Here is a 13,397-nt window from a genome sequence, read left to right on the forward strand (position 1 = left end):
GTCTGACACTGACAACAGTAATTGTCAACAGTCTAGGTTGTGTTCATTCTCTCGCCTGCACCTACCCGCAGTGTCACCCGCCTACGCGTCATCCCCTGACGCGCCCCGCTGCCGCCGCTGCACGTCACTCAGTGACTCGCGCACCTCACCCAGCAACTCGTCCCAGTCCGCCTCGTCACGCGGCCAGCGGAACCGCTCTCCCACCAGCACCTCCAGCCCACTGCGCACCAGCACCTGCGACCGCACCTGCACCGACCGCGCCGCCCGCCGCTCCGGCACCGCCCGCGCCGTCAGTTCCGGCGGCCGTATGTTCAGGCTCTCGGTCACCCCAGTGCCCCGCAACCTCATGAGGTACTCCATCGCCGCCCCGCCCTGAACAGAACGGCGTGCCTGACTTCCCACCACCACGGCCTCGTGCTGGCCCGCCTCCGCGCCCCACTGCGCCAGCCGCTCCAGATCCGCCTCCGACCGGCCCGACAGCGCCGCGAACAGCGCCTTCCCGCTCAGACCGTCCGCCATCAGGCGCCGCAACGCCAGCAGGTGCAGCAGGTGCAGGCGGTCATACCGCGCCTCACGGCCCTCCCGGCGCGGCGCCGGAAGTAACCCCGACGTGGTGTAATGCCGCACCAGCCGCGCATTCACCTCATCCTTCGGCCGCCCCGCGCGGTCCTCGGGCAGCAGGCGCGACAACCACACGTTCGCCTCCGCGACGAACTCGTCGATTCCGCCCACCCAGTCCTGCGCGATTCCCAGCATCCACCCACACTACCAGCGTCCGGGCGTCACTGACAACGCAGAGTGGCAACGTCCGGGAACGGCAGGCGTGCCGTGACGCTGGCCTGATGGGTGTCTCGTTCCGTCCTGTTCCAACGCCTCCTGGAAGCGGCGGCAGGGCAGTGGAGGGCGGCTACAGGCTGCTGTCTGAAGCAACGCTGGCCTCTTTCGGCAGGTAGGAAGGCTGCTGGATTCCGGGACGCTGGGGTTCGGGAGTTCCTGGCACGTCCGGGGAAGGCCGTGCCGGATGGGCCGGGTGTTCGGGCCAGCGACGGCGTTCTTCAGCTCGTATTAATCTTGGACGGATCTATATTTACACCCGTCCATTTTCGTGGCATGATCTGACCTGTGGAGGTCACCCCAGCACCCGGACGCCGTGAACGCAAGAAACTCGAGACCTGGCGAACGATCCGCCACGTCGCCCTGAACCTGATCCTCGAACGCGGCTACAGCAACGTCAGCCTCGAGGACATCGCCCGGGCCGCCGACGTCTCCCGCGCCACGCTGTTCAACTACTTCCCGTCCAAGGAAGCCATGCTCTTCGCACCCGACCCCGAGGAACAGCAGCGCTGGCAGGCCTTCCTGGACGCCCGCCCCCACGAAGAACACCCCTGGACCACCCTGGAAGCCTTCTTCCTCGACTACACCGCCGGGTACGAGACGAAACTCCGACTGCAGAAGCAGCTGCAGGCCGAGGTCGCCGCGCTCCGCCAGGGCAACCAGGACGTCAGCGAACGCCTCAGCACCTTCCTCACCGACTGGCTCGGCGCGCGCCTGCACGCCCAGCGGCGCGACCCGCAGGACGCCGCCCTGCTGAGTGCCCTGGCCTTCACCGTCATGGGCGTCGTCTTCGCCCGCTGGCAGGCCGACGAGCCGTTCAGCGTCTTCCAGGACCTGCTGCGCACCACCTTCCGCCGCGCCGGACAGGGCCTGACCTCCACCCTCTGATACGGGATGAAATTGACTTGCTTCCAGTCTGGTCGCGTTCCGTTGTCCCCTCTCCCCTCGTGGGAGAGGGAGGGACTCGCAGAGCTGCGCAGCTGAGGAGCGAAGCGACGGAAGGGCGAGGGGGCCACCGGGTGACCCTGTCTGGTTTGGAATCAATTCAGTCCCGTATGACCTCCACACGCTGACCCGCCCCACCTGATCCATCTACAGCCCCCCCCTCAGGTTCCGTCCCGCACGGCGCCACACTCCTCTCATACCCCAATCTCGGGGAAAGGCAGGTTCATCATGTCCAGAGTCTGGTTCATCACCGGCGCGTCACGCGGCTTCGGCCGGGAATTCGCCCTCGCTGCCCTGAATCGCGGGGATCGCGTCGCCGCCACCGCCCGCACCCTCAGCACCCTCGACGACCTGAAAGCCCACGGTGAGGCGTTCCTGCCCATCGAACTCGACGTGACCGACCGCGCCGCCGATTTCGCGGCCGTGCAGCAGGCGCACGCGCACTTCGGGCAGCTGGACATCGTCGTGAACAACGCCGGGTACGGCCACTTCGGGTTCTTCGAGGAGATCAGCGAACAGGAAGCCCGCGACCAGCTGGAAACCAACGTGTTCGGCGCCATGTGGATCACGCAGGCTGCGCTGCCGATCATGCGCGCCCAGGGCGGCGGGCACATCATTCAGGTGTCCAGCATGGGCGGGCAGGTGGCGTTCCCCAGCCTGAGCATCTACCACGCCTCCAAGTGGGCGCTGGAAGGCATGAGCGAGGCGCTCGCGCAGGAGGTCGCCGCGCAGGGCATCCGGGTCACGCTGGTGGAACCCGGCGCGTACGGCACCGACTGGGCCGGCACGTCCGCCAACCACTCGCAGCCCAACCCCGTATACGACGGGTTCCGTCAGGCCATGGCGGAGCGCGGCGCCGGTACGCAGATGGGCGACCCGGCCGCCGCCGCCCGCGCCCTGCTGAACGTCGTGGACAGCGAGCACCCGCCGCTGCGCGTCCTGTTCGGCACGCAGGCCTACGACGTGGTGCAGGGCATCACGGCGCAGCGCGTGCAGACCTGGAAGGACTGGGAAACCGTGTCCCGCGAGGCGCAGGGCTGAATGCCGCGCATCGGTGTCATCGTCGGCAGCACCCGCCAGGGCCGCTTCGCGGATCAGGTCATGGCGTGGCTCACGCCGTTCCTGGAGGGGCGAACCGACCTGAGTTTCGAGACCCTCGACCTGCGTGACTTCGACCTGCCGTTCTTCGACGAGCGGGCCTCGAACGCCTACGCCCCCACGCAGAACGCAGAGGGCCGCCGCTGGCAGGAGACGCTGGCCGGATTCGACGGGTTCATCTTCCTGGTCGCCGAGTACAACCACGCCCCGACCGCCGCCCTGAAAAACGCGCTGGACTACGCGTACCCGGAATGGCAACGCAAACCCGGCGCCTGCGTCGGCTACGGCGGGGTCGGCGGCGCCCGCGCCGTGGAGGGGCTACGGACCATCCTGATCGAACTGCAGATGGCGCCCGTGCGGCACGCCGTGCACATCGCCGGGAACGACTTCTACGCCGCCGTGACCGGACAGCGGCCCCTGGGTGCCCTCACGTACCTGGACGCCAGCGTGAACGCCATGCTGGACGACCTGTCCTGGTGGACGCACGCGCTGAACGCCGCCCGCACCGCCACGGCCTGACTCGCCCCTGGCCCCTGAACCGGACTCCGATTCAGGTCAGGGCGTTCAAGATGGCGCTGAGGTCCCGGTGGAGTTCCCCGGTGCGTTCGTAGTGCCGGTACGGGGCGGGGAAGGTCGCCAGGAGCCACTCGGGGCCGCGCGCCGCGAGGGGGTCACGCAGATGCGGGACACCCAGGTCGGTGAACATGCGGGCCAGCGCGGCGGCGTACGCGGCGGGCGTGCGCGGGTCGCTCCGGTCGGTGAAGACCTTCCTGGGCGGGCTGGCGGCGCGGGTGGCGCGGCGGTACACGTCCAGCGCGTGCCGCGCGGCCCGCACCTGCTCGGGGTCGAGTTTGCCGGGGGGTTGATGCACGGCGCGGCTCACGGCGCGGCGGTGCCGGGGCGGCACGAGGCTGGACAGGCCGCGCCCCCAGCCGTCCTGCAGTTCGGGGCGCTCGGCGCTGAGCGGATCGGTGCGCAGCGGATCGGCGTTCGGCAGGTCGGTGCCCGGCGTGACCGGGGCGGGCGGCGGAGTCTGCGCGTTCGGCTGTTTCGGGGGCTTCTTCGGTGATGCCCCCGGTGCCTGCTTCGACTGTGCCTGCTTCGGCTGCACCTGTTTCAGCTGTGCGGGGGCCGGTTTCCCGCCTTTCCCTGGCGCCGCTTTCGCCTGCGCCGTCCCGGCTGGCGCGGCGTTCACTGCGGCGGCCTTCCGGCCGGGCCGGGCGGCGGGCGGCGTGGGGGCCGGGGCGTCCCGGCGGGTGCCGTTCAGGGCGCGGCCGATCAGCTCCGATTCCTGAATGGGTTTGCCGTCACGGTAACGTTGCCACAACCCGTCGAGGACGATCAGGCTGGTCGCCTGCCGCCGCTGGTGCAGCAGTTCACGGGCGCGTTCCACCCGTTTCTCACGGCCCAGCAGCAGCGCCACGTACGTCAGGAACTGCCGCGCGGTCCGGGGCACGCCCGGCTCACCCTGGTCCGGCAGGGCCAGCAGCGTCTGCCGCAGCGCGGCGTAATCGTCGGCTCGCAGCGCCCCGGTGTTCACGCCGGCCTCCACGCGCCGCCACTGCGCGGCGCTGAACACGGCCTTCAGGCCCCACAGCCACGCGCGCGCGCCCTGCACGTGCGGGTCGCCGCGCACGTCCAGCAGTTCCAGGCCACTCTCGGGTTCGATGACCCGTTCTATGCGCGCGGCCCGCACGGCCGGCCTGAGCCGCTCGGGCGGCCCCAGGTCCCGCAGGCGTTCCAGGACCGCCTCGCTGCGCGTCAGCGTCTGCAGCAGCGTCAGGTCCTCCAGGCGGAAGGGGCGGCGCCCACGGATGGTTTCCAGCAGGAAGTCACGGGTGTCGTCCGGCAGGTCCAGGTGCTCCTGCACCGCCCCCCAGTGCCCCACGAGATTCGTGAGGCGACTGGCGCGCAGGTACTCCTCCCACTCGGTGTGATCCATGCGGTTCCCCGCCCCGGCGCGGGCGCGCAGGGTGCGGCGCGGCCGGGCGTCCGGCGAGACCTGCGGCTGGAACGCGGCGGGCGAAGGCGTGAACGCACTCGGGGCGGGCAGTTCGCTGCGCGTGCGGGTCAGGACCCGCAGTTCGGTCAGCAGTGCCAGCGGCAGGGGTTTCTCGGCGTCCTGCAGGCGCTGGAGTTTCTCACGCAGGTCCGCGCTCAGGCCGCCGCTGCCCGCCATGGCCGGCAGCACCCAGTCGAACCCCTGCGCGCGCAGGTACTCCCGCCAGTTCCCGGCGCTGGCCAGCAGGTCCGCCTGCGTCTGCGTCTGCGTGCGCCGCACGTGCGCGCCCACCTGATCGGTCAGGTGCGCCCCGACCTGCCGCCCGCGTTCCTCGCCCAGCACCCGCGCGAACACGCAGGAACTCCCGATCGGGCCGATCTGCTCGCCGTCCAGGGTCGTCACGCGGAACTCGTACCGCAGGTGATGCCCGGACCCCGGCGGGCACAGCAGGCACTTCAGGTGCGCCTGCCGCGCCCCGTGATCCACGACGTGCAGACCCAGGAACAGGTCGAAGGCCACCGGCTCGGCGCGCCCCGGCACCACCAGCGAGGCGTGCGAGAGACCCTGATCGGTCAGTTGCTGATGAACGCTTTCCAGGGTGGAACGCGCGGCGGGAACGTGTGCAAGCAGGTACATGACAGGCAGAAGGCAGCTTTCCGGAGGGGAGAGGGCACGCCCACACGCAGGTCTTCGGCGTGGGCGGCGGGGCGGGAGAGACTCGGACTGGAGCTGCCGGGCAGCCTGCGCGGCCAGCTCCGGTCGCCGGGCAGCGAACGCCCCAGAGTATGACACGGGGCGCCCGTCCGTTGTGCACCGGGCTGTTGTGCACCGGGCCGCCTGACGCGGGCTACCTGCGCCGCCGCCCGCTCAGCAGACCTGCACGACCGGCAGGCCCCGCAGCGCCCCGAACTGGTGAACGCGGTCCGCGACGTGCCCCACGCCGACCGCGCAGTGGTGCGCCGGCCCCTGCGCGTTCCACGCCTCCACGAACGCCCGCGCGCCGATGGGAAAGCGGTAACGGCTGTTCGTGTTCCCGATCTCCAGGATCGGGCCGGGCACCGACTGCCCCTGCGCGACGAGGAGTTTCAGGCCGCCAGCCATTCGCAGCGCTCCGTTGCGGCGAGGGCAGGAATGCGCCGCCCTCGCCTTCACTGCGGCCGTTCACCGCCCGGTGACTCGCTCCGCTCGGGTCAGGGCTGGGGAGGGCGCAGTTCCCTCCCAGCCCTGACCGCCGACGTTCAGAAGTCGAACTTGTCGATGTTGGCCTTGTCGAAGGTGTAGGGCGGCCCGACGATGATCTCGCCGTTCTTGCCGATGGTGTACTCGCCGAGTTTCCCGGCCTTGAACTTCTCGCCCTGCTTGCCGCTGATCTGCCCGCTGACGAGCGCGGCGGCGGCGTACGTGGCAAGGTAGCCGACGTCGGCGGGATTCCACAGCTGGAAGGCGGTGACGGTGCCGTCCTTGACGAACGCGCGCATCTGGTTGGGCGTGCCGAGGCCGGTGAGCATGACCTTGCCCTTGCTGGGGCTGGTGGACAGGTAGCGCGCGCCGGCGCTGATGCCGACCGTGGTGGGCGAGATGACGCCCTTCAGGTTCGGGTACGCCTGGATCAGGCCCTGCATCTCGGTGAAGGACTTCTGGTCGTCGTCGTTGCCGTACGCGATCTTGACGAGTTTCATGTCCTTGTACTTGGGCAGTTTGAGTTCTTCCTGCATCCACTTGATCCAGGTGTTCTGGTTCGTGGCGTTCGGCGTGGCACTCAGGACGGCGATGTCACCCTTGTATCCGATGAGCTTGCCGAGAAGCTGAACCTGCGCGCGGCCGATGCCCTCGCTGTTCGCCTGGTTGATGAACAGCGTGCGTCCCGACACGGCGGTGTCGGAGTCCATGGTGACGATCTTCATGCCGCTCGCCTTGGCCCGCGCGAGGTACGGCAGCAGGGCGTTGGCGTCGTTCGCGGCGAGGATCAGGGCGTCCTGCCGCTGGGCGATGGCGGTGTTGATGTAACTGACCTGACTGCTGGCGCCCGCGTCGGACGGACCGACGACCTTGACGACCGCGCCGGTCTCCTTGCCGGCCGCGGCGCCGCCGCCCGTCTGGATGACGTTGTAGGGGTTGTTGATGTTCTTGGGAAGCAGCGTGATCTTCAGGCCCTTTTTCAGGGCGGGCGTCTGCGCGTAGGCCAGGGTGGCGAGGGAGCCGAGGGCAAGTGCGGACAGCAGCAGGGAACGCTTTTTCATACGACCTCCGGGTGGAGTGAGGGGGCGGACTGGGGATGGGTCGGTGGCGTGTGGTGCGGGCGGGTGGCTCAGGGGCTCACGGTGGCCTCCCTGGATGTCCGCCGCTGCCGGGCGGTCTGCACGCGGGCCACGAGGTTCGGGACGAGCACCGACCCGATCAGGAGCAGGCCGGTCACGATGGTGAGGATCTCGTTGCTGACGTCCACGATGGTCAGCGCGCCGTTGATCAGGCCGATCAGGAACACGGCCAGCACCGCGCCGACCACCGAGCCGCGCCCGCCGAAGATGCTGACCCCGCCCAGCAGCACGGCCGCGATCACGCCGAGTTCGAAGCCGGCCGCGTTGTCGCCGCGCGCACTGGCGAAGCGGAAGGTGTACACCACGCCGGCCAGGGCGGACATCAGGCCGGACATCACGAACAGCAGCAGCTTGGTGCGTTCGACCCGCAGCCCGGAGAAGCGCGCGGCGACCTCGTTCGCGCCGATGGCGTACAGCGAGCGCCCGAACGGCGTGGCGTGCAGGATCACGGCGGTCAGGATCGCCAGTGCGACGCCCAGCGCGATGGGAATGGGAATCAGCGTGCCGGGCACCGTGCCGAAGCCGAAGTTCGTGTAGGCCTGCGGGAACTCCGCGACGGCGCGGTCGCCGAGCAGCACGAAGGCCAGTCCGCGGTACAGGGCGAGCGTGCCGATGGTCACGGCCAGCGACGGCAGGCCCAGCCGCGTGACGAGCAGACCGTTGAGCAGGCCCGCCAGCCCACCGGCGACGAAGGACGCGAGAATCGCCAGCGGCATGGGCACGCCCGCCGCGAACAGCACGCCCAGCACGGCCGAGCACAGGCCCAGGATGCTCGCCACGGACAGGTCGATCTCGGCCACGATCACGAGCAGGGTCATGGTCAGCGCCATGAGCAGGATCTCGCTGAAGTTCGCGGTCAGGAACGACAGGTTCTGGGTGGTCAGGAAGTCCCTGGAGAGCAGGCCGCCGCCGAGCAGCGCGACGATCACGAGCAGGGCCAGGGTGGTCTCCCAGCCGGGCAGGTTCCGCAGGGTCTTCATTTTGTCCTCCTGTCACGTTCCGGGGCGGCCTGAAGATGCCGCGCCGCGCGCCGGGCGACGAGCATGTCCACGCTGATCGCCCCGAGCAGCAGCGCGCCCTGGATGGCCTGCTGGTAGAAACCCGGCGCGCGCAGGGTCACCAGGGCGCTGCCCATCACGCCCAGCAGCAGCGCGCCGATGCCCGCGCCGAGCAGCGTGCCGACCCCGCCGCCGATGCTCACGCCGCCCACCACGGCCGCCGCGATGACCTGCAACTCCAGGCCCGTGCCGGCGGTGGCGTCCACGGTGCCGAAGCGCGCGAGGTACAGCACGCCCGCCAGTCCCGCGATGGCGCCGCTCAGGACGAAGCCCGTCATGGTGCGCCGCGTGACGCTGATCCCAGCCAGCACGGCCGCCTCGGCGTTCGAGCCGAGCGCGTAGTACTCGCGCCCGCCGCGCCACGAGCCCAGGTACGCCCCGAAGCCCAGCATGACCACCAGCACCAGCAGCACGAGGTTCGGGACGCCCAGCACACTGCCGGTGCCGAAACTCAGGAACCCGGCCGGCAGGTTCGAGGCGTTGATCTGCCCGCCGTCCACGACGGCGTACGTGACGCCCCGGAAGACGTACAGCGTGCCGAGCGTGGCGACCAGCGCCGGTACCCGCCCGTACGCGACGAGCAGGCCGTTCACGGAACCCAGCGCGGCCCCCAGCGCGAGGCCGAACAGCAGCGCCAGCGGGACCGGCAACCCCGGGTACGCCATGAACAGCGACCCGGTCAGGAACGCGCTCAGGCCGACCACGCTGCTGATGCTGAGGTCCACGTGCTTCATCACGAGTACAGTGGTGGCGCCGACGACCAGCAGCGCGATGATCGCCACGTTCAGCAGCAGGTCGCGCACGCTGCCCGCTCCCAGGAACAGCGGGTTGATGGCCGCCGTGCCCAGCGTGACGAGCAGCAGCAGCCCGATCAGTCCGGCCTCGCGGGCGCGCAGCAGCCGGGTCAGCAGGCCCGGCGCGTCCGACGTGGCCGGGGTGGGGACAGTGTCACTGCGGGTCATCACGCTGCGCCGTCCACGGCCCCGGCCCGCTGCCCGGTCGCGAGGTACATCACGGCCTCCTCGCTGCCCTGCGCGCGGCTGAGTTCCCCGACCAGGGTGCCCTCACGCATGACCAGAATCCGGTCGGCCATGCCGAGCACCTCCGGCAGGTCGCTGGAGATCATCAGCACCGCGAGGCCCTGCGCGGCGAGTTCCGCCAGGGTGCGGTGCACCTCGGCCTTCGCGCCCACGTCGATGCCGCGCGTGGGTTCATCCACGATCAGCACGCTGGGGTTCGTCGCCAGCCACTTTGCGAGCACGACCTTCTGCTGGTTCCCGCCCGACAGGCTGCTGGCCGGGTCGCTCAGGCGGTGCGCCTTGAGTTGCAGCTTCGACGTCCACTCCTGGGCGTTTCGGGCCTCGGCTGCGCGGTTCATCAGCAGGCCGCCCGTCAGGCGGTTCAGGACCGCGAGGTTCGCGTTGCGTTCGATGCTCATGTCCATCACGAGGCCCTGCGCGCGGCGGTCTTCGGGCACGAGGCCCAGCCCGGCGTCCATCACGGCGCGCGGATTCCCGGCCGGCAGGACGTGCCCGCCGACCCGCACCTCGCCGCCCACGCGGGGATCCACGCCGAAGATCGCGCGGGCCACCTCGCTGCGGCCCGCGCCGACCAGTCCGGCCAGCCCGACGATCTCGCCCCGCCGGACCTCGAAGCTGATGTCGCGGAACACGCCCGGCTGCGACAGGTTCCGGACGCTCAGGGCGACCTCACCCACCTGCGCGTCGCCGCGCGGGTACAGTTCGCCCAGGTCACGGCCCACCATCTGCCGCACCACGATGTCCGTGTCGTAGTCGGTGACGGGGCCGCTGCTGACCCACGTGCCGTCGCGCATGACGGTCACGCGCTGGCACTCCGCGAAGACCTCCTCCAGCCGGTGCGTGATGAACAGCACCGCCGCGCCCCGCGCGCGCAGCGAGCGCACGACCCGGAACAGCCGCTCGGTCTCCTGGAGGGTCAGGGCGGCCGTGGGTTCGTCCATGATCAGCACGCGCGCGTCCAGCGACAGCGCCTTGGCGATCTCCACGAGCTGCTGATCCGCGATGCTCAGGCCCCGCACGGGCCGCGCCGGGTCGAGCGGCACGCCCAGTTCCGCGAGCAGGCCCGATACCCGCGAGCGCATGGCCCGCACGTCGATCCGCCCGAGCGCGCCGCGCGGCTGACGGCCCATCAGGACGTTCTCGGCCACGCTCAGGTCCGGGAACAGGGTGGGTTCCTGGTAGATGATCGCGATCCCCGCGTCCCGCGCGTCGGCGGGCGAGTGGAAGTGCTGTTCCGCGCCGCCCACCACCAGCGTGCCCGAGTCGGGGCGGTGCACGCCCGCCAGGATCTTCACGAAGGTGCTCTTGCCCGCGCCGTTCTCGCCCAGCAGCGCGTGCGCCTCGCCGGGGAACAGTTCGATACTCACGTCCCGCAGCGCCTGCACCGGCCCGAAGGACTTGCTGGCGTTCGTGAGGGTCAGGAGGGAGTGGGCGCGGCCCGTGTCGGTTCCCCCTGGGGTTCCGACAGCCACCGTGACAGAACCCATGACCGGCGCCGCCTGTGCGGACGGGCTTCTTTCGCCTCTCGCTCTGCTCGCCGGGCGATTACTCAAGGTGAAACACCTCCTCCAGTTGCAGGAATCCCTGGTCCGGCGTGCCCTGAAGTTCCACGAAGAACGGGGCCATCTCGGCCTGCCAGCGGGCGTTCACGTCGGTGCGGGCCATGCCGTCGCGGGCGGCCTGGAGGCTGGGTGTTTCGAAGTAGCCGGTCAGCAGGCCGTCAGGGCGCAGGAACAGTGAGTAGTTATGCCAGCCGGTGCTCCGCAGGGCGGCGAGCATCTCGGGCCAGACGGCGCGGTGGCGGGTTCTGTACTCGTCCAGGCGGTCTGGGCGCACCTGAAGCTGGAAGCAGACTCGTTGCATTGAAGCGGACATGATCCTCCGTGTCAGCCGGGGGTGGCTGTGGTTGTGTTGTGTGTCTGGAATTGACTGCTCGCATTGAACACTATCTAACAGAACATTGCAAGACCTTGTCATATTTTGTTCGATTTATGTTAGGATCTGGACATGTCCAACGAACTCACGGGCCTGCTCCCAGGCAGGCAGCAGGACATCCTGCGCCGCGCACTGACCAGCAAGATTGTGCGCATCAAGGACCTGTCTGCAGAACTCGGCGTGCACGAGATGACCGTCCGCCGCGACATCGACGCCCTGTGTGAGCAGGGCAAACTTCAGCGCGTGCACGGCGGCGCGCAACTCCTGGAACGCACCGCCGAGGAACTCTCACAGACGCTGCGCGCCGGGCAGAACGTCGAGGCCAAGGAACGGATCGCACGCGCCGCCCTGAACCTCATTCAGGACGGCGACACCGTCGCACTCGACGCCAGCACCACCAGCCTCGCCCTGGCACGCCTGCTGCCCACCCGTAAAGTGCAGGCCATCGCGTGCTCACTTGACGCCGCAAACGTGCTGGCCGCCGGAGGGGTGCCGTTCCTGATGGTCGGCGGGAACTTCCACGCACCGGCGCGCTCCTTCGTGGGCGCGTTCTTCCTCGACACGCTGGCGCGCCTGCATCCGGACCTGGTGTTCTTCAGTGCCAAGGGCTACTCGCCGGGCGCCGGCTTCACCGACCCGCACCTGCCGGAGGTCGGCAGCAAGCAGGCCCTGATCCGCTCGGGCAGCTCCGTGGTCGCGCTTGTGGATCACAGCAAGTTCGGCCGCCGCGCCCTGGCGACCATCGCCACGCACGCCGACGTGAACACCGTGATCACCGACCGCGAACCAGGCGACGAGTACCGCTCGCAGTTCGACGCCGACGACATCCAGCTCATCCTCGCCCCCTGACCTGCCCCCATACGCCCAGACGGAGACCCCATGACCCAGTTGACCGACGACCTGAACGCCGCCCTCTCCCGACAACGCATCGAGACTCCCAGCTGGGGGTACGGCAACAGCGGCACGCGCTTCAAGACCTTCGCCGCCCCCGGCGCGGCCCGCGACGTCTTTGAAAAGCTCGACGACGCCGCCGAGGTGCACCGCCTGACCGGCGTCGCGCCCAGCGTCGCCCTGCACATCCCCTGGGACGAGGTCGACGACTACGCCGCCCTGGGCCGGTACGCGCGGGAACGCGGCGTGGAGATCGGCGCGATCAACCCGAACGTCTTCCAGGACGACGTGTACCGCCTGGGCAGCGTCACGCACCCGGACGAGGCCGTGCGCGAACAGGCCGTTTCTCACCTGCTCGACTGCGTGGACGTCATGCGGCAGACCGGCAGCCGCGACCTGAGCCTGTGGTTCGCGGACGGCACCAACTACGCCGGGCAGGACGACCTGCGCCGCCGAAAGCACGCCATGCGCGCCGCCCTGAAACGCGTCCACGACGCCCTCCCAGAGAACGCCCGCATGCTCGTCGAGTACAAGCTGTTCGAACCGGCCTTCTACGCGACCGACCTGTTCGACTGGGGCGCGGCGTACGCGCACTGCGTCGCCATCGGCGACAGGGCGCAGGTGCTCGTGGACCTGGGGCACCACGCGCAGGGCGTGAACATCGAGCAGATCGTCGCGTTCCTGCTCGACGAGGGCCGCCTGGGCGGCTTCCACTTCAATGCGCGGCGCTACGCGGACGACGACCTGATCGTCGGCACGGGCAACCCCTTCGAGCTGTTCTGCATCTACGCCGAACTCGTCGCCGCAGAGCACAGCACGGATCAGGTGACGCGTTCCACCGCGCAGCACGTCGCGTACATGATCGACCAGAGCCACAACATCGAACCCAAGGTCGAGGCGATGCTCCAGTCCGTCCTGAACTGCCAGGAAGCGTACGCCAAGGCCCTGCTGATCGACCGGGACGCGCTGAGGGAAGCGCAGCAGGCCGGGGACGTGCTCGCCGCGCACCGCGCCCTGACCGACGCCTTCAGGACCGACGTGCGCTCCCTGCTCGCCGAATGGCGGGAGGTGCACGGGCTGCCCACCGATCCCATCGCCGCGCACCGCGCCAGCGCGTACCAGCAGACCGTCACCCGCGAGCGCGGCACCGCGCAGGGCGGCGGCGGGTACCCCGTCAGGGAGAAGGTCATGGGGACGTAGACGCCGACATCGCGTGCAAACCCCTCAGTCGGCTTCGCCGCCAGCTCCCCTCGGGGGGAGCCAGTTATCAGCTCCC

At 69.8% G+C, this 13,397-nt stretch carries 13 protein-coding genes; 5 read left to right on the forward strand and 8 right to left on the reverse strand.

Annotated features, from left to right (window positions below; all coding sequences use genetic code 11):
• Window positions 1–81 precede the first annotated feature (81 nt).
• Window positions 82–756 (reverse strand): MerR family transcriptional regulator, encoded by a 675-nt coding sequence (locus IEY70_RS21045; protein ID WP_229777863.1) that lies wholly within the window; start codon window positions 754–756, stop codon window positions 82–84.
• Between the two features lie 366 nt (window positions 757–1,122).
• Here IEY70_RS21045 and IEY70_RS11110 point away from each other — a divergent pair, with 366 nt between their 5' ends.
• From IEY70_RS11110 to IEY70_RS11120, 3 genes are all read left to right on the forward strand, one after another.
• Window positions 1,123–1,722, forward strand: a complete 600-nt coding sequence (locus tag IEY70_RS11110; RefSeq protein WP_189065086.1) for a TetR/AcrR family transcriptional regulator — start codon at window positions 1,123–1,125, stop codon at window positions 1,720–1,722.
• A 285-nt stretch (window positions 1,723–2,007) separates the two neighbouring features.
• Entirely contained in the window at window positions 2,008–2,820 is an 813-nt protein-coding gene (locus tag IEY70_RS11115; RefSeq protein WP_189103894.1) for an SDR family oxidoreductase, read from the forward strand.
• Window positions 2,821–3,396, forward strand: coding sequence for an NADPH-dependent FMN reductase (locus IEY70_RS11120; protein WP_189065087.1), 576 nt, complete (start codon window positions 2,821–2,823; stop codon window positions 3,394–3,396).
• Window positions 3,397–3,427: 31 nt separating this feature from the next.
• On the opposite strand, the gene IEY70_RS11125 is transcribed toward IEY70_RS11120, so the two are convergent.
• The 7 genes from IEY70_RS11125 to IEY70_RS11155 form a co-directional block, all read right to left on the reverse strand.
• Entirely contained in the window at window positions 3,428–5,515 is a 2,088-nt protein-coding gene (locus IEY70_RS11125) for a hypothetical protein (protein WP_189065088.1), read from the reverse strand.
• 231 nt (window positions 5,516–5,746) lie between these two features.
• On the reverse strand, window positions 5,747–5,980 hold the full coding sequence (locus IEY70_RS11130; protein WP_229777864.1) for a hypothetical protein: 234 nt from the start codon (window positions 5,978–5,980) through the stop codon (window positions 5,747–5,749).
• Between the two features lie 137 nt (window positions 5,981–6,117).
• Window positions 6,118–7,119 (reverse strand): rhamnose ABC transporter substrate-binding protein, encoded by a 1,002-nt coding sequence (rhaS, locus tag IEY70_RS11135; RefSeq protein WP_189065089.1) that lies wholly within the window; start codon window positions 7,117–7,119, stop codon window positions 6,118–6,120.
• Between the two features lie 68 nt (window positions 7,120–7,187).
• Window positions 7,188–8,177 (reverse strand): ABC transporter permease, encoded by a 990-nt coding sequence (locus tag IEY70_RS11140; protein WP_189065090.1) that lies wholly within the window; start codon window positions 8,175–8,177, stop codon window positions 7,188–7,190.
• Entirely contained in the window at window positions 8,174–9,217 is a 1,044-nt protein-coding gene (locus tag IEY70_RS11145) for an ABC transporter permease (protein ID WP_189065091.1), read from the reverse strand. Before IEY70_RS11145 ends, IEY70_RS11140 begins: the two co-directional genes overlap by 4 nt.
• Entirely contained in the window at window positions 9,217–10,782 is a 1,566-nt protein-coding gene (locus IEY70_RS11150; protein WP_189065092.1) for a sugar ABC transporter ATP-binding protein, read from the reverse strand. The genes IEY70_RS11145 and IEY70_RS11150 overlap by 1 nt, the downstream gene beginning before the upstream one ends.
• A 58-nt stretch (window positions 10,783–10,840) precedes the next feature.
• Window positions 10,841–11,158, reverse strand: a complete 318-nt coding sequence (locus IEY70_RS11155) for an L-rhamnose mutarotase (RefSeq protein WP_189065093.1) — start codon at window positions 11,156–11,158, stop codon at window positions 10,841–10,843.
• A gap of 144 nt (window positions 11,159–11,302) precedes the next feature.
• On the opposite strand from IEY70_RS11155, the gene IEY70_RS11160 reads away from it, so the two are divergent.
• Together IEY70_RS11160 and rhaI are read left to right on the forward strand one after the other, a co-directional pair.
• Window positions 11,303–12,079, forward strand: coding sequence for a DeoR/GlpR family DNA-binding transcription regulator (locus IEY70_RS11160; protein WP_189065094.1), 777 nt, complete (start codon window positions 11,303–11,305; stop codon window positions 12,077–12,079).
• 30 nt (window positions 12,080–12,109) lie between these two features.
• Window positions 12,110–13,321, forward strand: coding sequence for an L-rhamnose isomerase (rhaI, locus tag IEY70_RS11165; RefSeq protein WP_189065095.1), 1,212 nt, complete (start codon window positions 12,110–12,112; stop codon window positions 13,319–13,321).
• The last annotated feature ends 76 nt before the right edge of the window (window positions 13,322–13,397 follow it).

Source organism: Deinococcus seoulensis, from assembly GCF_014648115.1.
GTDB lineage: Bacteria > Deinococcota > Deinococci > Deinococcales > Deinococcaceae > Deinococcus > Deinococcus seoulensis.